Origin of the sequence: Erwinia phyllosphaerae (genome assembly GCF_019132875.1) — a bacterium.
GTDB classification, from domain to species: Bacteria; Pseudomonadota; Gammaproteobacteria; order Enterobacterales; family Enterobacteriaceae; genus Erwinia; species Erwinia phyllosphaerae.
Genome location: NZ_JAHSPF010000003.1, coordinates 344,771 through 365,479, shown reverse-complemented (window position 1 = coordinate 365,479; position 20,709 = coordinate 344,771). Strand labels below are relative to the sequence as shown.

The following is a 20,709-nucleotide window of genomic DNA, read 5'->3' as shown; positions in this document are numbered from 1 at the left end:
ACAGCCTGGTACACATAGTCAAAAGCCTGCCGTCGGCAAAAACCTTTGAAGGAGTAGTATCTTACACCTCATAGCAACAAATTGCACGGCGGGTTGGTAGAAACAACCTGCTGGCCTGCTTTCTTTAGTACGCTGGCGGCACATTAACGCCACTTAATCCAGCTTAGAGATAAAAGGGACGAACAAACATGGCTACCACCTCTACCGATCACCTCTGATCCCACTTTGTAAGAAATCCTAAAACCCGCTTCTTTTTATCCCTCGCCGCTACAGTTAAACAACATAGCAAACTATAGGGTGTATCTTTTATGAAAAGCCAACTGGCCTTTGAGAGTAAAAAGAGTCGTGCAATCGCCATTATGAAAAAGAAAGGTATGTGGCCTGGGCTCTACGCGCCTCCTTGCCACGTTTTTTTATGGAAAATGGGCGTTGCTGTAGCGCCACCGCCCTTCTCCTCTTTTTGGAATAATTTTTTATGCTTTACAGGCGTGAATACACCGTTCTGGGGCATGGTTATGTGGGTTGTTTTCTGGAAAGGGAAGCGTGAAGATCTTCTTTCTGCAACAGGGACAATTCTTACTGTTGGGCTAGTCTGTGGACTCGTTATGGCAGCGCTGGAGTCATGGCGAGGCAAAGCCAATCATCTTCCAGCATGGAGCGAAGTCTAGCGTGCTGTTGATTGTTGTCCTTTGTCTGAATCTACTTAGCCCACCATCGACTGTGGGCTTTTAATTTGTACAATTTCTAAACCATGCAATCGCCGCGCTGCACCTTACTGCTTCCTCTGTGTTCTGAGAAAAAGAACGTATGGTTAGCTCTGTAAGAATATTTGCAGGGGTTAGCCCAGCGTTTCTTGCAAGCAAACCGCGTACGGCTGCTCCGAAAGCACATTCGACATCTTCCAGCCTGTCAGTATTTTTTAGGGTCATACTTAAGGTACTTACTCCTGCAACTGAATTTAGCTCCCTACAAGAGCTTTTTTGCGACGCATCAGGCCAACAATCTAAGAACCGATGATACTTTTATCAGGGATAAGTTATCCATTTAATAAAACTCAAGGGTGATGCCGCGACGCTGAGCGATCGCCACTACTTTTGCCAGCAGCGCCGTTACGGTCGCCTGGTCGTACTCTTTGTTGTAGAAGCCCAACAGTGCAATCTGCCCAGTAAAGCCGCCGTGGTTCGGCACATCAACCGATGTCGGGTAGCCGTTGACATAAAACGGCAGTGTGGGCTTGTTACGGGTCGTACCAGTGGTCGTCACGCTGGTACCGTCAGGAATCCATTAGGCGATTTTGCTTGAGCTGACCGTGAATGCCCGCGCCACCCAGCTATCAGTGTAGGAGGCGTTGATGCTCTTCACTGCAGTAGTGGTACCGCCGGTGGCTACCTGAAACAGGTCTTGCCCTGCCCCAGAGGTGGCCACGCGCAGGCCGGTATACGGGGCAGCGGACGGCGACAGGTTCGCTATCGCATTACAAATTTGCCCTGACACCTCTTTCAAATTCCACACCGCGACGATCGTCATCCTTCTTTGGCTGCATTCGTTACCGCCTTGATATCCCTTGCCATTTGAACGAACTTTTTGTTCAGATCAATAGCATTAAGTCTAACCTGCATCATATTGCGCGTGATCTGGTCGTCTAGCGCGAGGCGCACGGCTACGGGGTAGGCCTGAATATCCATAAAAACCTCGTTTTGCGGGCATAAAAAAACCCGCATAGCGGGTTAATTATCAATTGTTCATAAGCCTCGTTACAGCCATCATATGTACGAAACTATCATCACTTAATTTCCTGGATAGCTCTCCATAATGAGAGAGGAAACCATATATCGTGTCAGGTGTAACTTCACCATTCCAGGCGCTGTACATTTTAAAGGCGATATTATAGTTATTGATTATAGCGTCATCGCCATTCCCTAATTGACCTCTTAGCTTACTAATCTGAAGCAGACGATCAGTCGTATGTGATAAGCCTGCGTTGTAACCTTTCATTTGAAAAGCAACATTAGCAATTGAGGTTTCTTTAAGTAGTTTGAGTGTGGGCTGCCTTTCTAAATATGTCACTAACATGTTGCATTCATCTACCATCTCCTGAGCTGATTGGCCCTGAACATGATTGTTAAGCATTACATCGAAATCACATGGGACTAAATCAGTATCGCTTAATGGAGATTCTTCATCACATCCACTGAGCGATGCCATAGCCAGCAAGGCGGCAAAAACCACTACCCTCATTTCCATTATCCTCATCATTATTGTTAGGAGTAATCCTGGCGGGGGTGCGGTGCAAAGGGAAGCAAGAAACAAAGAACCCGCTGGGGCAGAGAGTTATCACGCGCTTTTACGTGATTCATTTACGAAAGTGACGACTTGTGAAGATAACTTCTCGCGAATTTTAGAAGTCGTTTGATCCCTGATCGTTGAGATGGCATGTTTTTGCTGATCACTCAAACTATCCCATTGGGCCTTGTTAGGACCAATTGAATCATGAACTTCTTTAAGTTCAGCCCTACATTTCTCAAAAGCGTCTTCTGCAATGTCATTAGCTTGCATAGGAGTTTTGATCTGGCTTTCAGCAAAGCTGATTACGCAATTGCTCAAATTTTGAGAAGAACTGTTTAAATCAGCATGTGCCACTGAACATACCACCAGCCCAATGAAGGCTAATCCTAATTTCATACCTTATCCCCATCTACAACAGTTGAATAATGGTAACGGGCGCACGACGCAATGGGAAGCGCGAAACAAAAAACCGCCGGAGCGGGTTTGCATAACACGTTATAATTAAAGGCCAAGCATTTCTTTAAGCTGAGGTAGTTCTTCATGATGGATGAGAAGCACGCCTTCAGCATTTGCCAGCTGCCGCGCCGAACGAGTATAAGTAGCATTAGTAACTACTACTCCATAAGTGGCCCCCAGAACTTAGCCCCTGACGAAACCTCTTGTACGGCTGAATTACTAATGGGTCGCGAATATTTTTTGCACTGAATAGCGACTGTATTTCCATTAATTTCAGCCATAACATCTACACCCTGATCGCCGCTAGCTTTCGTAGTCCTGGCTGACCCTCCATTTTCCTTAAGCACCTCGGCGCAGTAGGCTTCATATTCAACAGGAGACATCCCATCCGAATAGGCAAATGTCGTTCCGTGGTGGGAATCCAGGTCAACCAGGTTAATCACCTGCGAATTGGTGTCGTGCAGCGTGTACATTCCTTTACGGGTGGTACTGGTGCCGTCGGTGCCAAGCAGGGTTGTATCGGTGATAGTAGCCACGCCATCGGTGCCGCCAGCCATCGTAATTTTCTTCTCCAGATAAAAAAGCCCACCGGTCAGGTGGGCTGTATTGAGACAGGGAGCGCTTTACGCGGCGCGCCTGATGACGTAAACCGCCTGCTCGCCGCTGAGGATTTCTTCCATCTTCGCGGCGTCGGTAATCTCTTCGCCGATCTGGTAATCAGCAAAGGCGATGTCCGTGCATACAAAGCTTTGGCTGACCTTCACGATTGAACTTAGGCGCGCCGAATTCATCGGTTTGCTGCCCTATGTGGTAAAGCTCATGTTCGACTAACGCACAGAATTCAAGATCGGTGCATTGTGAACAGAAGTCACCAGCCAGCGTGATGATGTAATCCGGCTTGTGGCCGAACCACTCGTAGAGCTGCTGCTCCATTCTGGCCTTTTGCCATCCACCAGTACGCATCATTACCTCTTCCGTCTGGGCGAGAACGGTACGCCCTTGTTTAGTGAATGCGGTGGACACCCACATGAAAGCAATTTCGGCGTCTATCAGGTGAGCATGGTCAGGGGTGTGCAAGTCGCCTTCACCGTCGAGGATGTTCTCTGTCACCCACTCATAATGCCGGTTGCAGGAATCAGCTTGATGTGGGGTGCAAATTCGTCAACGAAATCTTGTGGAGGGATGGGTCTGTAAACAATGCTAGTCTCAGGCATTATTGATTCCTGCGTGTCATCCCGCCTAAAGGAGATATCATGGATTTTTGCTGTGCTATACCATCCGATCATCAAGCTATTGCTGCACTTCACATTAAAGCGAGTCAGGAAGCCTATGCGGGCATCCTGCCGAATCACTACCTGATGGACATTTTGCCAGAGATAAAATCCAGGCTCTGGGAGGCCCGAGTAGGTAATGGCGTTGACAGAAAGTTGATACATCTCCTCCTCGCTAAGGAAGGCACCACATTAGCTGGATTCGCTTGCTTTAATTTCAATGAAGAAACTGAATTTGGTACATATCTGCATAATCTTTATGTTGATTCAGATTATCGGCGCAATGGTGTGGCAAGACGTTTGTTGTCAAAAAGCATTATCAGTCTTCCAGTTGAACGGATTGAATTACCTGTACACCTTTGTACATATACCAACAATTTCAGGGCCCGCTTATTTTACGAAAACCTTAAGGGCCAGGTTATTCAACAAAATGTAAACATGATAAAACATCTTCCTGAAATCAGCGTCACTCGCTACCAATGGCCTAGTGCGCGCTTTTTATACAATGCTCTTGCCACTAATGACCTATAGCTAACATAGCCTGATAAATGCGTTCAAATCGATGAGGTACTCGCGACAGAAGATTTCTTGTAGTCGGTGAGCGCCATTTAATTTCCTAAGGAGATTTATGTCTTACTCGTTTGGTGACATCACTATCCATTTTACCATGGCGCAAGGTGACACCTTTGTGGCATCCTGGGATGGTGGACAATCTGCAAACAAGGACTGGAATTTATTCATTGGATGGATTCATCAACAAACAGGCATAAACAAGGAAGAAATAAATAAATCCGCGGCTAAATGCTACGGCTTAACTGATGCCGGATAATCATCATCAGGCGCACTCACAAATGCACCTTGTGATGGTCAGGCTATTTAAAATAATTTACACCTGATCCAAAATTTCTCCATATTTTAAATTCAATATTTCCTATAAAAGGAGAATTTATGGAAAAAATCATTATTTCAGCGCTGTTATTAACCAGCTTTGCAGCATCTGCCGATTATTCAGAATGTGAAATTGTTAATGGGCAAATTTTTATCTGCGGTCTTCCGGCACAGTCAGAATCAGTCCCTGTAAAGCAATCTGATGATTATTACTACGACTGCTCGATTATCAGTGGGTCGGTTTTTTCATGTAAATCATGGGCACAGGCGGAAAACGTGCCAGTCCTACAATCTGATGGATATTACTCTAGTTGCTCAATTGTTAACGGGGGCGTCTCTTTTTGCGCTTCGGTGTATCAGGGTAAAGCAATACTTTTCCGTGATTAGATGATGAAGTCTCGCAGGTGTGGGGCTGATAGTGCTGTAATGCAGAGATCAATTCTTCTTAGGAATTGTCATGTTTTAATAAATGAAAAGCTCAGGCAGTAGATGCCAGTACCAGCGCTGCCAGGCTGGCCAGTATCGGGGTGCGTTGCGCCGGAATGTAGACGGTTCGTGTAGTCGAGCAATCTGCCAGCAATATCAGCAAGGACAGCGAGGCTACACGTAGGCTGGTTTTTGAGAATGGTGCGATATTCAATCTCTTTCTCCTGCGTGTTGTCGATGATGGTTGCCGCATACTGCTGCGCGGTAGCCGCTATCTCGTTGGCGTGCTGAAAGTTGAAAGCTTGTGATGAAATAATGGCTGCCTGACTGGTTGTCTGGTTCTGAAGCTCTTTTACGCTGTCCTGGGCAGTAATTGCTTTGCCGTGGTAATACAGCAGCGCCCATATCAGGAACAGCGCGGTAAGGATCAGAACGAGCACGGCAACAGCTGACCACTTAATTCGGCTTAAGATCATCGGTGCTCTCCGCCAGGCAGAGTGAGCGCTCCCTGTTACGGCGGGTTGACAGAAACAGCTGGCTGCCTGTTTTCTTTAATGCGATGGCCAGACATTAACGCCTCTTGATCCAGCTTAAGGATAAAAAGGGTTCATCGTCATCAAAAGCTGCCCCCTTTCGCCCGCCTGGTAGCACAGCATTGTAAAAAATCCTAAAAATAAAACAGTTTTGACTCCTGCTACTATAATTAGATAACAGGGTAAACTATGTGGGATTATTTTTATGAACAGCCATATTGCCTTTGAAAGTAAAAAAAGCCGTGCGCTCGCCCTTATGAAAAAAAAAGGTATGTGGCCCAGCCTCTATGCACCGCCTTGTCACGTTTTCTTGTGGGAACTAGGTATCAGCGTGGCGCCACCTCCTTTCTCTCCATTCTGGACAAATTTTGCGTGCATAACAGGCGTAAACACGACGTTCTGGGGAATAGTAATGTGGTTTGTTTTCTGGAAAGGTAATCAGGAGGATCTTCTTTCTGCTACGTGGACCATCCTTACCGTCGGGGTTTTGTGCGGGCTTTTTATGTCAGCCTTAGAATCCTGGCGGGGAAAGGCTAACAACCTTCCACCCTGGAGTGAGGTTTAGCGTGCTGCTTATTGTTACCCGCTGTCCGCATCCGCTTAGCCCACAATCTACCGTGGGCTTTTTAATAGGTAAGGTTCTGAAACCACTCAATGACAGCGCTGTTGCTTAAACTTGAGAAAACTTAATATCCACTCCGTCAGCCGTCTTGTGCTAAAGGCAGAATTTTAAGAATACGAAGGTCTTACAGAAAAAAAGTGGTTGCAGGTTGGTATGATGTCCGCACTGCACGACTCGCTATTTTGAAATTTTCAATTGCCGAGGGTTAGGTTTGAATTTAAGAATACTTTCATTAATTACCTGCTCGCAACATCCACCTTCACGATTAAATACATTAATTTTTTATATACCGGGAGCGAGCTTTTACAGCTCAAAATTAAGAAATCATATTTTGCTGTGACGACACATAAAAATGCCACGGTATTGTTAACAAAATCTTATAATAATCACTTAACTTTTGAGTAGCGTTACCGGAACTGAAATCCAGCTTCCAATAGCTGACTGCACGACAGCCCGGTATACGGCTTCTGGTAAATCTTTACCGATCGACGGGGCTCTTTCATCCAGATAGGCAATAAACAAGTTTTTCCGTCCGCCGCTGCTCAGGTAAATGTTCAAATTATCTATAAGGTATCCTGTCTTGTCCCATGTACTGGTCGCGCTATTGGGCCAGGATCCACCTATCGCCTTCAGGACGGCCCATTCTAAAGCTTTACCTTCCAGCGCATCGGTTTGTACAGTTTCAGTCAGCATACTTTCCCCAAAAACCCTGCCCTCTGGACAGAAAACAATCACTCATTAACAGGACGATATTAATCCATATTCCTGTACTGTTTTCACCCCAATATTGCGATAGCAATATATATTCAGATTTTGACCATATGAATGCCACTGAATATTCCGCTTTGCTTAAGATCCCTGAAACAGAATTTTCTTATTTAATTAAATTATTCTTTATTGTTGCTTCCTTAATAAATTATTGCTGATATCAATAATATAACTTCAGGAGTACCAGCCAGCAGACAGGTCGATGACGACGAGATTTGAACAGCCCTGTCAATCAGAGACCAGTCGAACCCGTATTGCAGTACCTTGCCGAGCCATGCCTGGAGGGGATGTTATTTGAGAGCACCCAGAGCATGCCTGAAGCGACGTTACCTGAGAGCACGCAGAGCATGCCTGAAGCGACGTTACCTGGGAGCACGCAGAGCGTGCCTGAAGGAACGTTACCTGAGAGCACGCAGAGCGTGCCTGAAGCGACGTTACCTGAGAGCACGCAGAGCGTGCCTGAAGCGACGTTATCTGAGAGCACGCAGAGCATGCCTGAAGTGACGTTATCGAGAGCACGCAGAGCATGCCTGAGGGGCATTGTCTGTGATCATACAGCCCTTGCCTGAAGGGGCATTATTGTCACCACACAGCGTTGAAGAGGCCGCCTCAGCATAGCCATTAACTTGCCCTCTTAGCTCTTTTCATTGTGGCTATGTGGAAAGAGTGAGGATAGTGACATATGTTAATAGTCAGGCACCGATCCGAGTTATCTGAAGAAGGAAGGTAAATGAAAATAACTGTGACGTTTGAAGATACCGGTATTGAAGAGGAGCATGATTTTGATTCTAAGCCTCGCGCCGGGGAGCTGGTAACGTTAGTGCACAACGGGAAAGAAGCAGACTATATCGTTATCACTGAGCCTGATCCGGACCATACTCATGACAATGGAAGTACCGGGCATCCGACAAAGGCCACGGTTCGGCCAGCTTAACAACCGGGTTTGATGAGGAGCGCGGCGCGATCCAGAATCAGAAAAGCGCGCCGCCACTCTAGCCACCAATGGCTTTCAGCAAAACGATCGTATTAGCCATAATCTGTTGCCGGTTGCTCTCCAGCTCAAGCCGGGCACTGCTTAATATATCAACAGCCTCGTAATAGCTGTAAAGATCTGCGTAGCCAGCCTCGTAACGTGCGGACAATTTTGCAAAGTTCTGCTGATGTTGAGCAACTTCACGCTCAGAAGCGGCATAAGCCTGCTGATAAACATTCAGGTTATTAGTGGTATCCTGAATATCCAATAGCGCCTGGGCCACCGTTTTACGGTATTCGACGACAGCAATCGCCTGCTGCGTTTTAGCATAATTCAAATTGGCGTAGTTTTTAGGCCAGCTAAATATCGGCACTATTACCGACGGCGTCAACGTCCAGTTTTCGCTCAAATTTCCCAGCACATGGTTAAAAGTGTCCGACGTATGATAAGCGCTGGCAAACAAGTTAAAGACCGGCAAAAAAGCGGCGCGAGCCATGCCGATAGTGCCGTTAGCAGATTTGATTTTCATCTCTGCGGCCAGAACATCCGGCCGGTTAAAGATAACTTCGGACGTAAGCTGCTGCGGTATATCAGGGTTGTTAAATTCGCCGGAAAGCGTTTGCCAGCTCTCCGTATTCAGCCAGGGAGAACGATAGCCTGACAAATATTCAAGCTTGTGAATACGGTTAACGATCTCCTTTTGCAGGTTCTGGCGGCTGCTTTCATCAATGGCTCTGCCACGAATGAATTTAGACATAGTAACGGCATCTACCCTGGCCGCCTGCTCCAGCACCTGTAACTTGCCGGCTATATCATCAAGGACGGCTATTTTATAGTTTAATAAGTGCCAGGCCTTAATCATGTATAGCGCTTCATACCAGCTGTTAGCCAGATCGGCCATAAGCGTCAGGCGCAGCGCGGCCGCTACGCTTTCATGGCTCTGTTTATCATGTTTTAGCGCCGCCACTTCATTGAGTTTCTTTCCCCATATATCTACCTCATAAGAGTCAACGCCGATGCTACTTTGATAGCTTTCGCTTTTTTGCTTAATACTCGCGCCGGTATAAGGCGATGAGCCTGTCGCCATAGCAATATTTTTTGCCGCTGAAAATTTCAGGCCGGGGAGCAAATCATATAAAGAACTTTGCCTCTGGGCATGGGCAGCGCTGACGCGTAGCATGCTCTGCTGAAGGTCATAGTTATTAATTAGCGCATGCTCAAGCACCGCCAGTAAAGGCTGGTCATTGGTAAACAGATCTTTAAAACTGTAATGACGATTTCCTTCACCTGCTTTAAGCTCCACATCAGAATCTGCCACCGTGGCAGGCTTGATGTAGTCGGGAGCCAGCGAACAGCCGCTCAATAAAGAGATGGTTAACAGAAGAGTGCTTTTTTTAATCATAGTCGATGAGAATACTTGTCATTTAACCGGGCAAAATGTGAGGCTTCACGGCTGTTTTTCGCATTCAACGAAAAGAGCGAAAGGTGATAATAAGCATCCAGAGAGGAGATAAAACTCCATTGCCAGGGCGTGGTACGAAGATAACCTTCCAGGAATGCCAGCATTCCTTTTGTTGCATCCTGCGTTTCCGTAAGCTGAACCGGTGGCGTAATTTCTACCAGATACTTTTCTTCTTCACTGGCGTAACAACATGAGACAAAGCTAACAGCTAACCCTAAGCGCTTTGCTACATTTACTATCCCCGTCGTCATCTGCCCTTTTTTATTAAAAAACTCGACGGATTCCGTTGCGCCATTATATACGCCAGCTGAATAGCCAAAGAGATCGTAAAATATCGCCACAACGGAATTTTCATCCCTGAGGCTGCGATTAAGTTTGAGAAGCATTCCTTTCTGATGAATATTAATAAATATAATATTTACGCCAGGAATGCTTATCTTATTATACATTTGCTGCAGGTCATCAGTGATTGCCTGGTAAACGGGTACGATAAAATCACAGCCGCTCCCCTGATACTGTCGTGCGGCGCCGAGGATCGCCAGCCAGTAGTCTCCCGTATGGGTACAGAGCAGCAGCTTAGCTGGCTTATGCTGGCCGCCAGTTATCACCTTACAGTTACGGTCAAGAAAAGAAAGCGTCTGCTTCCAGCTCATATCGTGCAGGGCAATTTGTATATATTTTGACATCAGCTTATTTAAAATCATTAGCCTGGCAAAACGTTCTTCTCTGACGCCAAGGATTTTTTCGCTTAAATATTCTGCGCTGGCCACTGAATAAAATTGAGAAAAATGGCTGAAGAAAATCGTGGCTAAAACATTTAAAAACGTATGTACCAGGCCCACAGGGCTACGGTCAAAAGTTGTTTTTGCCATAAGCCGAATAAGTTTTGCTATGAGCAGATTTTTCAGCCTGCTTCCCATTGTTTTCGAATGATAAAACAACGTTTTTTTAATGCGGTGCACCAATGGTAATTTCCTTATCAATCGCCTCGATCAGATGTTTGTCGTGTGACACTATGATGCAGGTCATCGGCAGGCTCTTTATCAGGCTAATGATTACCTGCCGGGCCTCGTCATCCAGATGCGAGGTGGGTTCATCCAACAGAATCAGCGAAGGTTTACGATATAAGGCTCTGGCTATCATCAGACGCTGCTGCTGACCGGAAGAGAGCCTGGCGCCATTGATGCCGAGTCTTGTATTTAACCCTGCGTTCAGGCTCCGAATAACCTGCCCCAGGTTGGCACTTTCGATGCAGTCTTCAAGCAGCTGCATGTCAAAATGTTCGCACTCATAGATAATGTTATCCATAATGCTGCCATTAATTATCTTATCCAGCGGCGTGACGACGGAGATTTGCTCCTGATATTGATACACCCCAAACTTCTGTAAGGCGATATTGTTAATCAGAACGTCGCCGCTTCCCGGCGTAAGCAGCCCGGAGATAATATTGAGTAACGTGGTTTTTCCGCAGCCCGAGGGGCCGGTAATAACCATTTTCTCACCTTTAGCAAGAGTAAAGGTGATGCCTTTAATAAAAGCCTCGTCCAGATTAGAGTAGCCAAACGCAAGATCTTTAACCGCGATAGTTTCAACCGGCTCTTTTTTATTTTTAGTACTGCTGCGAAACTCGCTCGTCGTGGCCGGTGCTTCCGGCATGATATCTTTCAGGCGCTTTACCTCAACCGAGCATATTTTAAGGTTAACGTGATTTTCCACCAGCGTCTGAATGTTGCTCATCAGGCAGTTTTTATAAAAAATAAATGAGATCAGCTGACCGGCCGTGTTCTGGCCTTTTAGCACGCTATAGGCCCCTGCTCCCATAATAATTAGCGTCTGGATATGCGAGATAGTCGTTACCGATAGCTGGATTAGCGCATTGAGTTTTTCAATGGCGGAGCGGTTATCTTCCAGCTGTGCATGATGGTAAAACCAGCTGCTGATTTTGCGATGCTCGGTATGGTTGATTTTAATCGTATTAATATTGTCTATGGCTTCCAGCAGGCTGTTATCCCTTCTGATTTCTGCATCCAGCGCGGAATATTGACGCGACATCAATGTTGACAGCAGCATAACCCTCACCAGTACCATTAAAGCAGTCACGGTCAAGGTTAACAGGGCCAGCTCAAAGCTAATCATAAACAGCAGCACGACAAAAATTACGGCAAAAAAGGCGTCAATAATAATATCGACCCAGCCGTGTGTGTAAATGACGTGAAAAACATCTACAGACTTTATTTTTCGCAGTAAATCTGACGGCATTCTTTTATTAAAGAATTTAAGGTTCATCCGGAAGAGTTCGCTAACCGTTTTAACGCCTTCCAGCTGCGAAATTGCCCGCCTTAAACGCTGGGCGATGACAATCTTCAGGTAGCTCCCGAAAGACTGGATCAGATAGACAAAAGCAAAGATATAGATCAACAACCAAAGAAAATCTTCATCGTTCTTTGGGAGGACTTCATCAAACACCAGCGACATAAATTTAGGAATAGCCACGTTAGTCAGCTGGATGACGATAGCCATAGCGGCAAAGGGCAGCATATAGCTTTTGTATTTGAGTAAGCCCTGGCTAAATGCCTGTAGATCGAAAAAGTTCTTCGGCTTTTGTGCGGTGACGGCCTCCTCATCGGCCAGCAAAAAACCTTCCGCCGGCACAATTTCCAGCGCTACGCCGGAAAAGTAGTTCTGGACCTCGTTCTGCGTAAAACGGCGGCTGCCAATGGCAGGATCCATTACTTCGATAGCGTTCCCATTCGTCTTTTTGAGCACCACAAAGTGACAGTTGTCCCATAAAAGAATGGCCGGTTTTTCCAGTTCATGGAGTGCATCAGCCGATACCTTCACGCCGGTGGCAATCATCTGATGCTCTGAGCATATTTTCATCAGGTGGTAAAAGGAAAGCCCGTCCAGCGTGACATCATATTTATTACGAAGCGCCTCAAGGCTAAGGTTTTTGCCATACACACTGGCGATGTAGCTAATGCAGGCCAGGCCGCACTCGGCGGCTTCGTCCTGTATGATATCCCTGGTTTTAAATTGTTTTTTCATTCGACAAAATCCGGGTTGCGTTTAAACGCTTTTTTCACGGGTAAAAACAGCCATTCTAATAAGCTTTGCTTAGGCTGACGTAGAGAGGTGGTCACCGACATACCATCATTAAGCCATGCAATTGGAATTTTATTATGTTTATCGTTTTCATTTATTCTTAGCTTAACGCGGAATAATGACTCTTTCTCGTCAAGGCTTACGTGCGTCGGGGTGTTAGCTACATTAATAATCTGCGCACTTAACATGCCGTAGTTCTCATAAGGGAAAGTGTCTACGCGCAGAAAGACGTTTTCACGCCGATCGATTAACCCAATCTGGCTGGCAGAAAGATAAAGAATGACGATGGGCTTTTCCTTACCCTCCTCTTTAACAATGATGGCGGGCGATTTACCATCAACGAAATCTCCTTTCAGGATGCCAACGTCGTGTACCGTACCCGTAACCGGAGAAGAAACGATATACTCCTGTTCCATCTGGATTTTATTCAGCTCGTTAATGACTTCGCGCTTTCTACGCTCCAGCTCGCTTTTGTTCTTCAGCAGCTCCCGTTCCATGCGCAGATAATTTATCTCTTGTTCGGCCTGGCTTTGCAGCAGATTCTGGTAATCAACGTCAGTTTTCTTTAATGCCAGATTATTATCGATAATAATCTGCTTTAAATTTTCTACTTCTGCCTTGTTAACTGATTTATTTTTCAGAAGATGATTAAGTTCATCAAGCTGTTTGTTATAAAGCTTGCTCTTTTGCTGATAATCTTTTTTTACTTCATCGATCTTTTTTATTTTTTTATCAAACTGGCTGAAATAGATTTCCTTCTGCTTGATTAATGTTTCCCACTCCTGCTGCTGGTGCTGCTCTTCGGTCTTTATATCCTGCTGCGTTTCAAGCAGCCTGTTGATGGTTTCACCGAGCATGCTTTTACCATTCTGCCGATCTTTAACATCTTGCCAGGGCAGCGCAACCCGAAAAAGCGGCATTCCTTTATCTACCTTATCGCCTTCTTTAACATACAAGTCCATGACGTTCCCCACCTTGCTGGCAGCAACGCGATAAAATGCTTCATTACGGATTAGCCCTTTAGCCGTTTCCTGTTTGCCGTAGCTTCCCTGCATAAGAAGAAAAACAAAGATAGCGGTGAAAATAACCGTGGTTGCGGCATAGATTTTTAGCCCCAGCGGAGATTTTGCCAGGTGCTGATTAAACCCGTTATTCATAGCTCATATCATTTAAGAGGATAAGCAGGCACATAATCGTTATGTGCCTGCTGGTTAGCATTGCCGTCGCATTTCAAATTAATTATGTTGTACGCCGACTTTGCAGTAAAGGTGTAGAGGACGCTTTATGTTTATGATGATGTTTTCTCGATTGCCACGCCTGCTACACTTCCCACCAGGGAGCCAATTACTGCGCCACCCGGTCCCCCCATTGCCGCGCCAGCGACTGCTCCGCCCAGGGCGCCAATAATTCCGCCGCCCCAGCCGCTACCCCAGCCACCACGAATTTCCTGACATTGCTCGAGCGTCATTTCAGTTTTGGTTGTCATGTTTATTCCCTTTCTAAATTAATTGGACAAGATATAAATATACAGCTGTTGCGCTGTTCGACCAGTTAACTAAATAAAATCTTCTCTCGCAAATTAAAGTGCTTAACCTGAGTCAAACCTTCTTAAGCTACAAAAAAATAAAATAAAAGTTGATGAGCTATATTTAACATAACCCTGATTAATCAACACGGGAAGGATATAATCAAAAATATTTTTTAAAGCGGAGATATATAAAGGGCAGAAGCGGATGGATAAATAAAGGGCCAGACTATTCCGGCCCGATAAATTACATAGCGTAGGAAAGCTGAATAGTCGTTTTCGTGTCCGTCTTATCCGGTGCGGATGAAGGTGGGTTCTGGTTCCACGTAACGTTATAGGCCATTTTCAAAGAGAAATGCGAGTTAATAGCGACCTGTAAACCGGTTTCGGAGTTGACCGTCGTATCATCGCTACCCAGCACGGAAACACCCTGGATAAATTTAGTGGTGTCGGTCAGCTGCCACTGGTAGCTGGCTGCGCCATAGGCTAATGCGTGAGTCTCGTGGCCGCCGTCATGGTAATCGTCGTAACGTACACCAGGACCGGCTTCCAGACGCAGTGAGTGCACCGGACCGTTCAGAATCTGACGACCGTAACCGGCAGCCAGCACAGAACGACCGTCATAACCATTGAAGCGATCGCTTAACCAGCTGGCCTGGCCGAACAGGTAATCAGAAGGGTTCAGGTTATAACGTGAACGGCCACCAACCTGATAAGTTTCTGAAGAACGCTCATCGTTAGAAGACGTGTTGCTGGCGTTGCCCCACAGGCTGTAGGCCATCTGCGCCTGGTACCAGGTCATATTGGTGCTGGCCGTCAGTGAAGAGCTGGTGGTGTTGCCGGTCTGCGCCAGGTAACCAGCAGCAGCATTGCCCTCAAAACTTTTTTTGGCCGTGGAGGGATCATCCATGACGGTAAAGACGTTGTTATCCGCCAAAGCCTGCTGGCATAAGGCCCCGCCAGAGAGTAAAAGGACTACCGACAACTTATTAAGCGCTTTCATTAAATGTTGATCCATACGACTAGTGAAAAAAGGTGAGTCTGAAGAGTTTTGCGAGGCAATCAATGCCTTTTAAGGAAAGAATCGTAACATTTTATGTAGGTATATAACCTGTTGTTTTTGCGAATCTAATTTGTAGATAATTGGGAGAATTCCCATTAACACGCGACAGTTCTGAATAGCTTAAGTGTTTTACCAGCGCTTCTTTTCCGGAAAGGTTCACTTCAAGCCAGCTAGCCCCGTGAAAACCTTGTCATATGCGACCCAATGTAAACAGATTTTTCAGGGGTATCCTGCTTTGTTTTCCGGCATCGCGCAGGATGAACTATGCTGAAAAATAATGTTTAAACAACGAGGTGTACTATGGTTTCTTCAGATATTGAACAGTATGTGGTCACTTTTCGTTTTAAAGAAGAAAGCCTGGCAGACGCGCTTGAGCTAAACAGCGCCCTGGCTAACGGCGGCTTTACAACTTCGTTAAATGATAAGGACGGCCATCCGCACGAACTGGGAACGAACAGCTTTGGCATTGTCAGCGCACTGACCCAGGAAGAGATCCGCGAACAGGCTATCAGCCTGGGGGAAATTGTGTTGGGTGAAAAGCCGGAGGTTGAAATTCAGACCTGGAAAACTTTTCAGGCCGAGGCCGCACGCTAAGGTTTTGTAAAAAATACGCTGCATTATGCGTAAGCGCTGGTTTTGTTTATTATTTAAGCGGTAGTATCAACATGTCCTGCAAGACACAGCGAAAAGAGGAACCCGCTATGTGGTCAGCCATTAGTCGTCTGTTGAGTGAGCATTTTGGTGAAGCTGAAATCAGCCAGCGCACAGAGCTTCCCGGTGGTGACGTGCATCCAGCCTGGCGCATCCGCTATGGCGACCGCGACATTTTTGTAAAATGTAACGGTCGCGAAATGCTGGATCTCTTTACCTGGGAAGCCGATCAGCTTCAGCTTCTGGCGCGTACTGCAACCGTGCGAGTCCCTGCCGTCTACGGCGTTGGCTACGATCGCGACGTCAGTTTTCTGTTACTGGAATATCTTTCCCTGTCACCGCCAGAGGGGCAGAGCGCTTTTCAGCTCGGTGAACAGCTGGCTCGCCTGCACCAGTGGAGCGAGCAACCACAGTTTGGACTCGATTTTGATAATAATATTACTACCTCGCCGCAGCCAAACAGCTGGCTTAAGCGCTGGTCCGTGTTTTTTGCCGAGCAGCGCATCGGCTGGCAGCTCCAGCTGGCGGCGGAAAAAGGCATTCAGTATGGCGATATCGAATTAATTATTCGCTGTACCCAAAACCTGCTGGATGCCCATCATCCCCAGCCTTCCCTGTTACACGGTGATTTGTGGCCGGCCAACTGCGCGATGAGTCCGGAGGGCCCCTGCGTTTTCGATCCGGCCTGCTACTGGGGCGACAGAGAGTGCGATATGGCGATGCTGGCTTATTTTCCAGGCTTGCCAAAGCAAATTCTTGAAGGCTACGAATCAATATGGCCGCTGCCGCACGATTATCAGCAGCGACAACCTGTTTATCAGCTCTATTACTTGCTTAACCGGGCCAACGTTTTTGGTGGGCACTGGCTGGGGGAAGCCCAGCAGGCGGTTGGCGCGCTGCTGGATCAGGATGAACTGAATAAACGCCCCGCGTAGCGGTTTTAATGGATAAAACCAGCCAGCTTAAGGACAAAGTAGCCTGCAACGGCTATCAGCACGGGAAGGACGTAGAGCGGAAAGAACTGCAGGAAAATGGTGTGGCGCGGTACCACTATCTTCTCTTCCAGCTGCTGGCGGCTGCGCCCTTCTTCACCTTTCGCCTTCTCTAAAATCATCTGATCTTCGATTCCCTCGCGAAGATGCCGCGACTGACGCCACATTCTTGCGCCAGACGCCTGTAGCGCCAGGCCGACAAAAATCAGGATATAGACTACCCAAAACAGCCAGTTTCCGCCCTGATTGAAATCCGGCACCGGTGAATTGTTCCAGAAAAAGTTCAGGAAACCGGTATTGAACCGCACCATATCAATCATGACGTGCGAAAAGTCCTGCATTACCGCATTAATCCCTGCCTGTTTTTCACGGCTGACTTCTACAAAGCGCATCAGTGAAATCAGCGTGGAAACCAGCGCCGGAATAAAAATAATCCAGCCAGCGATGCGCTTAAGTACCGCGACCCGCCCAGCTTGTTGATAAGTCATGCTTTCTCCTGTCCTTATGCTGTGAGGCTGTTAGTTTACCTTTGGCTGGCAAACTCTGCCTGGAAAAATAATACCTTCAGGATGACGCACGCTTTAGCCTGCCACCCTGCCGCACCTTTAACTTCATGTTAAGGTGTCAAAAAACGACTAACGGAGCCGCATTATGTCTTATTCACGTCCCGTACTTGCCGCAATTTTTGATATGGATGGGTTACTAATTGATTCAGAACCGTTATGGGAACAGGCGGAGCTGGATATTTTTGCCACGCTGGATGTCGACCTTTCCCGCCGCAGCGAGCTGCCGGACACGGTTGGCTTGCGCATCGATCAGGTTGTGCGGATGTGGTATGAAACTCTGCCCTGGAGCGGCCCCACTCAGGATGAGATCGCCCAACGTATTATTACTCGCGTTATTAACCTGATTGACGAAACGCGGCCGCTGCTGCCGGGCGTTGAGGCGGCACTCAAGCTCTGCCAGGCTGAAGGGCTGAAAATGGGTCTGGCTTCCGCCTCACCGCTTTTTATGCAGGAACACGTGCTGGAGATGTTTGGCCTGCGCCACTACTTTGAGGTGCTGGCTTCGGCAGAGGGGCTTCCTTACAGCAAGCCGCATCCTCAGGTTTATCTTGATGCAGCGGCGCGTCTCGGCGTCGATCCGCTTAACTGCGTCACGCTGGAAGACTCTGTTAACGGTATGATTGCCACCAAAGCGGCGCGAATGCGTTCCATCACTGTGCCTGCCCCTGTCCATGCCAGCGATGCGCGCTGGGCACTGGCGGATGTAAAGCTGGCCTCGTTAACTGAATTAAGCAGCCGTCATTTGTTGGGCAGTTAATACGGTGGCTGCCAGGCACATTTCGGGTCTGGTAGCCCGCCCGGGTTATACGGTAGATCATCTTAAAAACGGTTATCAGCAGCGGTTTTCGTCTTAAGATAAAAAAGGCAGCCATCTATTCATCTTTCGTTACAGCGTAACGTGTTTATTCTACTGTATATATCACCTATACTGGATGAATTGACAGTTCTGCTACCGAGTGTTTTCCATGACGGCCGAAGGCCATCTTATTTTTGCTATCGCCAGCGCAATTTTTGCCAAACGAGCCGACTTAACGCCCGTTCTCGGCAGTGCCGACTGGTGGCATATTATTCCTGCCACGTTGCTTACCTGCCTGCTGCCGGATATCGATCACCCACGCTCGACGCTTGGTCAACGCTTTCGCTGGCTATCGCAGCCCATTGCGCGAGCGTTCGGCCATCGCGGCTTTACGCATAGTCTGCTGGCCGTGATCGGTGGCGTTATGCTGCTACGACTACAGTTGCCAAAAGAGTGGGTACTGCCTGCGGATGTTTTTCAGGGGATGGTGCTGGGCTATCTAAGTCATATTGTTGCCGACATGCTGACGCCCGCAGGCGTTCCTTTGCTGTGGCCTTGCCGCTGGCGTTTTCGGCTGCCGCTGTTAAACAGCCGTAACGGTAACCAGCTGGAGCGGATGCTGTGCCTGGCGTTAGTTGGACTGGCAATGTGGTTCCCGGCAGGCGCGCCCTCTTTTGGTGCAAACAGCTGGCCGTTACAGGCGCTGGAGCAGGTACAGGATAACGTTAGCCGCTTTATAAATGCACACCTTGCTCACTAAGCAGTCGATTTAACCCAATGAGTTATAAACTATTCCTTTTGATTATATAACGCCTTTTCGCCGAGCTGATACCATCGTCCCACAGCGTACCCGTTGCGCAATAATTCTATCTTACTGGCGAAGCCAGCATAAAGCCTCGTTAAAACTGGAGATCTGGGATGAACCTTCCACTCATTGCAAACCTGGCAGCATTTATTGTGCTGCTGGTATTGCTGGCGAAAAGCGGTAACAAGAACTGGAGCCTGGCAAAAAAAGTCCTGCTGGGCCTGGCAACCGGCGTGTTGTTTGGCCTGGTTTTACATACTATTTACGGTGCCGACAGCGCCGTACTGAAAGAGTCTATCAGCTGGTTTAATATCGTCGGTAACGGCTATGTGCAGCTGTTGCAGATGATCGTTATGCCGCTGGTTTTTGCTTCTATTCTGAGCGCCGTCGCGCGGCTACATAATGCCTCGTCGCTGGGCAAAATTAGCCTGTTAACGATTGGCGTATTGCTGTTCACTACCGCTATCTCGGCGCTGGTAGGCGTCTTTGTCACCTGGCTGTTTGGTCTTAACGCCAATGGTCTGGTTCAGGGCGCACAGGAAACCGCTCGTCTGGCCGCGCTGCAATCTACCTATATGGGGAAAGTAGCCGATCTTTCCACGCCGCAACTGCTGCTCTCTTTCGTACCGAAAAATCCTTTTGCCGATCTGACCGGCGCGAACCCTACTTCTATTATCAGCGTGGTCATTTTTGCCGCTTTCCTGGGCGTGGCCGCACTGCATCTGCTGCGTGATGATAAGCCGAAAGGCGAGCGCGTACTGGCGGCAATAGATGTGCTGCAGGCCTGGGTCATGAAGCTGGTTCGCCTGATCATGAAGCTGACGCCTTATGGCGTCATGGCGTTAATGACCAAGGTTGTCGCCAGCTCAAACCTGGCCGATATCATCAAGCTGGGCGGTTTTGTGGTTGCCTCCTATCTGGGACTGGCAATCATGTTCGCCGTACACGCGCTGCTGCTGTCGGTAAACGGCGTGAACCCTAAGCGCTTCTTCCGCAAAGTCTGGCCGGTGATTACTTTCGCTTTTACCAGCCGCTCCAGCGCGGCGACTATCCCGCTGAGCGTTGAGGCACAAACCCGCCGTTTAGGTATCCCGGAATCGATAGCCAGCTTTGCGGCATCGTTTGGGGCGACTATTGGCCAGAACGGCTGCGCGGGTTTGTACCCTACCATGCTGGCGGTGATGGTCGCGCCGACGGTGGGCATTAACCCGTTCGATCCTGTCTGGATTGCTACGCTGGTCGGTATCGTGACGCTAAGTTCCGCTGGTGTAGCTGGCGTTGGCGGCGGTGCGACATTTGCCGCGCTGATCGTGCTGCCGACGCTTGGCCTGCCGGTCACGCTGGTGGCGCTGTTAATCTCTATCGAGCCGCTTATCGATATGGGCCGTACCGCGCTGAACGTAAACGGCTCAATGACGGCCGGTATGCTTACCAGCCAGTGGCTGAAGCAAACCGATAAGAGCCGCCTGCATGCAGAGGCAGACAGCGAAGCCGAGCTGGCGCACAGCTAATTCCGGAGGCCGC

At 47.8% G+C, this 20,709-nt stretch carries 27 protein-coding genes and 1 pseudogene; 11 read left to right on the top strand and 17 right to left on the bottom strand.

The genetic code is table 11. The features are described from left to right. The first annotated feature begins 308 nt into the window (after positions 1-308). Complete coding sequence (locus KUE00_RS07690) at positions 309-668, top strand: DUF6404 family protein (RefSeq protein WP_246759132.1); 360 nt, start codon at positions 309-311, stop codon at positions 666-668. A gap of 376 nt (positions 669-1,044) precedes the next feature. Here the strand turns inward: KUE00_RS07690 and KUE00_RS07685 are convergent, their stop codons facing one another. The 8 genes and pseudogenes from KUE00_RS07685 to KUE00_RS07655 all read right to left on the bottom strand — a co-directional run. Then, positions 1,045-1,263 carry a hypothetical protein gene (locus tag KUE00_RS07685; protein WP_246759131.1) on the bottom strand — a complete coding sequence of 73 codons (219 nt, stop codon included), beginning with the start codon at positions 1,261-1,263 and terminating at the stop codon, positions 1,045-1,047. Between the two features lie 21 nt (positions 1,264-1,284). Continuing rightward, positions 1,285-1,527: a hypothetical protein gene (locus tag KUE00_RS07680; protein ID WP_246759130.1), complete on the bottom strand. Its 243-nt coding sequence runs from the start codon at positions 1,525-1,527 to the stop codon at positions 1,285-1,287. Continuing rightward, entirely contained in the window at positions 1,524-1,685 is a 162-nt protein-coding gene (locus tag KUE00_RS07675; RefSeq protein ID WP_246759128.1) for a hypothetical protein, read from the bottom strand. The genes KUE00_RS07680 and KUE00_RS07675 overlap by 4 nt, the downstream gene beginning before the upstream one ends. A 49-nt stretch (positions 1,686-1,734) precedes the next feature. Beyond that, on the bottom strand, positions 1,735-2,238 hold the full coding sequence (locus KUE00_RS07670; RefSeq protein WP_246759126.1) for a hypothetical protein: 504 nt from the start codon (positions 2,236-2,238) through the stop codon (positions 1,735-1,737). 96 nt (positions 2,239-2,334) lie between these two features. Beyond that, positions 2,335-2,682, bottom strand: coding sequence for a hypothetical protein (locus KUE00_RS07665; protein ID WP_246759125.1), 348 nt, complete (start codon positions 2,680-2,682; stop codon positions 2,335-2,337). Positions 2,683-2,787: 105 nt separating this feature from the next. Continuing rightward, entirely contained in the window at positions 2,788-2,922 is a 135-nt protein-coding gene (locus KUE00_RS21945) for a restriction endonuclease (protein WP_425523570.1), read from the bottom strand. Next, a complete protein-coding gene (locus KUE00_RS07660) occupies positions 2,901-3,299 on the bottom strand; it encodes a restriction endonuclease (RefSeq protein WP_246759124.1) in 399 nt (132 codons plus the stop codon). Before KUE00_RS07660 ends, KUE00_RS21945 begins: the two co-directional genes overlap by 22 nt. 172 nt (positions 3,300-3,471) lie before the next feature. Continuing rightward, positions 3,472-3,956 (bottom strand): annotated as a pseudogene (locus KUE00_RS07655) (putative metallopeptidase); the annotation flags it as partial. 39 nt (positions 3,957-3,995) lie between these two features. On the opposite strand from KUE00_RS07655, the gene KUE00_RS07650 reads away from it, so the two are divergent. The 3 genes from KUE00_RS07650 (at position 3,996) to KUE00_RS07640 (ending at position 5,288) form a co-directional block, all read left to right on the top strand. Continuing rightward, the gene (locus KUE00_RS07650; protein ID WP_246759123.1) at positions 3,996-4,544 is read left to right on the top strand and encodes a GNAT family N-acetyltransferase; all 549 of its coding nucleotides are present in this window, start codon (positions 3,996-3,998) and stop codon (positions 4,542-4,544) included. 97 nt (positions 4,545-4,641) lie between these two features. Beyond that, the gene (locus KUE00_RS07645) at positions 4,642-4,842 is read left to right on the top strand and encodes a hypothetical protein (protein WP_246759122.1); all 201 of its coding nucleotides are present in this window, start codon (positions 4,642-4,644) and stop codon (positions 4,840-4,842) included. 119 nt (positions 4,843-4,961) lie between these two features. Continuing rightward, positions 4,962-5,288 carry a hypothetical protein gene (locus tag KUE00_RS07640; RefSeq protein ID WP_246759121.1) on the top strand — a complete coding sequence of 109 codons (327 nt, stop codon included), beginning with the start codon at positions 4,962-4,964 and terminating at the stop codon, positions 5,286-5,288. A 68-nt stretch (positions 5,289-5,356) separates the two neighbouring features. Here KUE00_RS07640 and KUE00_RS07635 read toward each other — a convergent pair whose 3' ends face one another. Next, positions 5,357-5,803 carry a hypothetical protein gene (locus KUE00_RS07635; RefSeq protein WP_246759120.1) on the bottom strand — a complete coding sequence of 149 codons (447 nt, stop codon included), beginning with the start codon at positions 5,801-5,803 and terminating at the stop codon, positions 5,357-5,359. A gap of 262 nt (positions 5,804-6,065) precedes the next feature. On the opposite strand from KUE00_RS07635, the gene KUE00_RS21940 reads away from it, so the two are divergent. After that, complete coding sequence (locus KUE00_RS21940) at positions 6,066-6,425, top strand: DUF6404 family protein (RefSeq protein ID WP_414146918.1); 360 nt, start codon at positions 6,066-6,068, stop codon at positions 6,423-6,425. A 447-nt stretch (positions 6,426-6,872) separates the two neighbouring features. On the opposite strand, the gene KUE00_RS07630 is transcribed toward KUE00_RS21940, so the two are convergent. After that, entirely contained in the window at positions 6,873-7,175 is a 303-nt protein-coding gene (locus KUE00_RS07630) for a hypothetical protein (RefSeq protein WP_246759118.1), read from the bottom strand. A gap of 805 nt (positions 7,176-7,980) precedes the next feature. Between KUE00_RS07630 and KUE00_RS07625 the strand changes: the two genes are divergently transcribed. Then, positions 7,981-8,184, top strand: a complete 204-nt coding sequence (locus tag KUE00_RS07625) for a hypothetical protein (protein WP_246759116.1) — start codon at positions 7,981-7,983, stop codon at positions 8,182-8,184. A 58-nt stretch (positions 8,185-8,242) separates the two neighbouring features. Here KUE00_RS07625 and KUE00_RS07620 read toward each other — a convergent pair whose 3' ends face one another. The 6 genes from KUE00_RS07620 to KUE00_RS07595 all read right to left on the bottom strand — a co-directional run bounded on the left by KUE00_RS07620 (position 8,243) and on the right by KUE00_RS07595 (position 15,315). Then, positions 8,243-9,625: a TolC family protein gene (locus KUE00_RS07620; RefSeq protein WP_246759115.1), complete on the bottom strand. Its 1,383-nt coding sequence runs from the start codon at positions 9,623-9,625 to the stop codon at positions 8,243-8,245. Next, positions 9,622-10,647 carry an LpxL/LpxP family acyltransferase gene (locus KUE00_RS07615; protein WP_246759302.1) on the bottom strand — a complete coding sequence of 342 codons (1,026 nt, stop codon included), beginning with the start codon at positions 10,645-10,647 and terminating at the stop codon, positions 9,622-9,624. The genes KUE00_RS07620 and KUE00_RS07615 overlap by 4 nt, the downstream gene beginning before the upstream one ends. Continuing rightward, entirely contained in the window at positions 10,634-12,730 is a 2,097-nt protein-coding gene (locus KUE00_RS07610; RefSeq protein WP_246759114.1) for a peptidase domain-containing ABC transporter, read from the bottom strand. Before KUE00_RS07610 ends, KUE00_RS07615 begins: the two co-directional genes overlap by 14 nt. After that, positions 12,727-13,944: an HlyD family secretion protein gene (locus KUE00_RS07605; RefSeq protein WP_246759113.1), complete on the bottom strand. Its 1,218-nt coding sequence runs from the start codon at positions 13,942-13,944 to the stop codon at positions 12,727-12,729. The genes KUE00_RS07610 and KUE00_RS07605 overlap by 4 nt, the downstream gene beginning before the upstream one ends. A 131-nt stretch (positions 13,945-14,075) precedes the next feature. Beyond that, complete coding sequence (locus tag KUE00_RS07600; protein ID WP_246759112.1) at positions 14,076-14,273, bottom strand: hypothetical protein; 198 nt, start codon at positions 14,271-14,273, stop codon at positions 14,076-14,078. Between the two features lie 286 nt (positions 14,274-14,559). Next, entirely contained in the window at positions 14,560-15,315 is a 756-nt protein-coding gene (locus tag KUE00_RS07595) for a DUF481 domain-containing protein (RefSeq protein ID WP_246759111.1), read from the bottom strand. Positions 15,316-15,675: 360 nt separating this feature from the next. Here KUE00_RS07595 and ghoS point away from each other — a divergent pair, with 360 nt between their 5' ends. Further along, positions 15,676-15,969 carry a type V toxin-antitoxin system endoribonuclease antitoxin GhoS gene (gene ghoS / locus KUE00_RS07590; protein WP_246759109.1) on the top strand — a complete coding sequence of 98 codons (294 nt, stop codon included), beginning with the start codon at positions 15,676-15,678 and terminating at the stop codon, positions 15,967-15,969. Positions 15,970-16,076: 107 nt separating this feature from the next. Continuing rightward, positions 16,077-16,961, top strand: coding sequence for a fructosamine kinase family protein (locus KUE00_RS07585; RefSeq protein ID WP_246759108.1), 885 nt, complete (start codon positions 16,077-16,079; stop codon positions 16,959-16,961). A 5-nt stretch (positions 16,962-16,966) separates the two neighbouring features. Here KUE00_RS07585 and KUE00_RS07580 read toward each other — a convergent pair whose 3' ends face one another. Beyond that, positions 16,967-17,506, bottom strand: a complete 540-nt coding sequence (locus KUE00_RS07580; protein ID WP_246759107.1) for a YniB family protein — start codon at positions 17,504-17,506, stop codon at positions 16,967-16,969. 163 nt (positions 17,507-17,669) lie between these two features. Here KUE00_RS07580 and hxpB point away from each other — a divergent pair, with 163 nt between their 5' ends. The 3 genes from hxpB to KUE00_RS07565 all read left to right on the top strand — a co-directional run bounded on the left by hxpB (position 17,670) and on the right by KUE00_RS07565 (position 20,696). Further along, positions 17,670-18,341, top strand: a complete 672-nt coding sequence (gene hxpB, locus KUE00_RS07575; RefSeq protein WP_246759106.1) for a hexitol phosphatase HxpB — start codon at positions 17,670-17,672, stop codon at positions 18,339-18,341. Between the two features lie 208 nt (positions 18,342-18,549). Continuing rightward, entirely contained in the window at positions 18,550-19,140 is a 591-nt protein-coding gene (locus KUE00_RS07570) for a metal-dependent hydrolase (protein WP_246759105.1), read from the top strand. Between the two features lie 158 nt (positions 19,141-19,298). Next, positions 19,299-20,696, top strand: a complete 1,398-nt coding sequence (locus tag KUE00_RS07565) for an L-cystine transporter (RefSeq protein ID WP_246759104.1) — start codon at positions 19,299-19,301, stop codon at positions 20,694-20,696. The last annotated feature ends 13 nt before the right edge of the window (positions 20,697-20,709 follow it).

Coding starts and splice junctions, on each gene's coding strand:
- KUE00_RS07585 (WP_246759108.1), top strand. CDS start 16,077: ATGTGGTCAGCCATTAGTCGTCTGTTGAGTGAGCATTTTGGTGAAGCT.
- KUE00_RS07665 (WP_246759125.1), bottom strand. CDS start 2,682: ATGAAATTAGGATTAGCCTTCATTGGGCTGGTGGTATGTTCAGTGGCA.
- KUE00_RS21940 (WP_414146918.1), top strand. CDS start 6,066: ATGAACAGCCATATTGCCTTTGAAAGTAAAAAAAGCCGTGCGCTCGCC.
- KUE00_RS07660 (WP_246759124.1), bottom strand. CDS start 3,299: ATGGCTGGCGGCACCGATGGCGTGGCTACTATCACCGATACAACCCTG.
- hxpB (WP_246759106.1), top strand. CDS start 17,670: ATGTCTTATTCACGTCCCGTACTTGCCGCAATTTTTGATATGGATGGG.
- KUE00_RS07650 (WP_246759123.1), top strand. CDS start 3,996: ATGGATTTTTGCTGTGCTATACCATCCGATCATCAAGCTATTGCTGCA.
- KUE00_RS07600 (WP_246759112.1), bottom strand. CDS start 14,273: ATGACAACCAAAACTGAAATGACGCTCGAGCAATGTCAGGAAATTCGT.
- KUE00_RS07620 (WP_246759115.1), bottom strand. CDS start 9,625: ATGATTAAAAAAAGCACTCTTCTGTTAACCATCTCTTTATTGAGCGGC.
- KUE00_RS07580 (WP_246759107.1), bottom strand. CDS start 17,506: ATGACTTATCAACAAGCTGGGCGGGTCGCGGTACTTAAGCGCATCGCT.
- KUE00_RS07605 (WP_246759113.1), bottom strand. CDS start 13,944: ATGAATAACGGGTTTAATCAGCACCTGGCAAAATCTCCGCTGGGGCTA.
- ghoS (WP_246759109.1), top strand. CDS start 15,676: ATGGTTTCTTCAGATATTGAACAGTATGTGGTCACTTTTCGTTTTAAA.
- KUE00_RS07570 (WP_246759105.1), top strand. CDS start 18,550: ATGACGGCCGAAGGCCATCTTATTTTTGCTATCGCCAGCGCAATTTTT.
- KUE00_RS07565 (WP_246759104.1), top strand. CDS start 19,299: ATGAACCTTCCACTCATTGCAAACCTGGCAGCATTTATTGTGCTGCTG.
- KUE00_RS07610 (WP_246759114.1), bottom strand. CDS start 12,730: ATGAAAAAACAATTTAAAACCAGGGATATCATACAGGACGAAGCCGCC.
- KUE00_RS07625 (WP_246759116.1), top strand. CDS start 7,981: ATGAAAATAACTGTGACGTTTGAAGATACCGGTATTGAAGAGGAGCAT.
- KUE00_RS07670 (WP_246759126.1), bottom strand. CDS start 2,238: ATGAGGGTAGTGGTTTTTGCCGCCTTGCTGGCTATGGCATCGCTCAGT.
- KUE00_RS07640 (WP_246759121.1), top strand. CDS start 4,962: ATGGAAAAAATCATTATTTCAGCGCTGTTATTAACCAGCTTTGCAGCA.
- KUE00_RS07690 (WP_246759132.1), top strand. CDS start 309: ATGAAAAGCCAACTGGCCTTTGAGAGTAAAAAGAGTCGTGCAATCGCC.
- KUE00_RS07630 (WP_246759118.1), bottom strand. CDS start 7,175: ATGCTGACTGAAACTGTACAAACCGATGCGCTGGAAGGTAAAGCTTTA.
- KUE00_RS07675 (WP_246759128.1), bottom strand. CDS start 1,685: ATGGATATTCAGGCCTACCCCGTAGCCGTGCGCCTCGCGCTAGACGAC.
- KUE00_RS07645 (WP_246759122.1), top strand. CDS start 4,642: ATGTCTTACTCGTTTGGTGACATCACTATCCATTTTACCATGGCGCAA.
- KUE00_RS07595 (WP_246759111.1), bottom strand. CDS start 15,315: ATGAAAGCGCTTAATAAGTTGTCGGTAGTCCTTTTACTCTCTGGCGGG.
- KUE00_RS07680 (WP_246759130.1), bottom strand. CDS start 1,527: ATGACGATCGTCGCGGTGTGGAATTTGAAAGAGGTGTCAGGGCAAATT.
- KUE00_RS07635 (WP_246759120.1), bottom strand. CDS start 5,803: ATGATCTTAAGCCGAATTAAGTGGTCAGCTGTTGCCGTGCTCGTTCTG.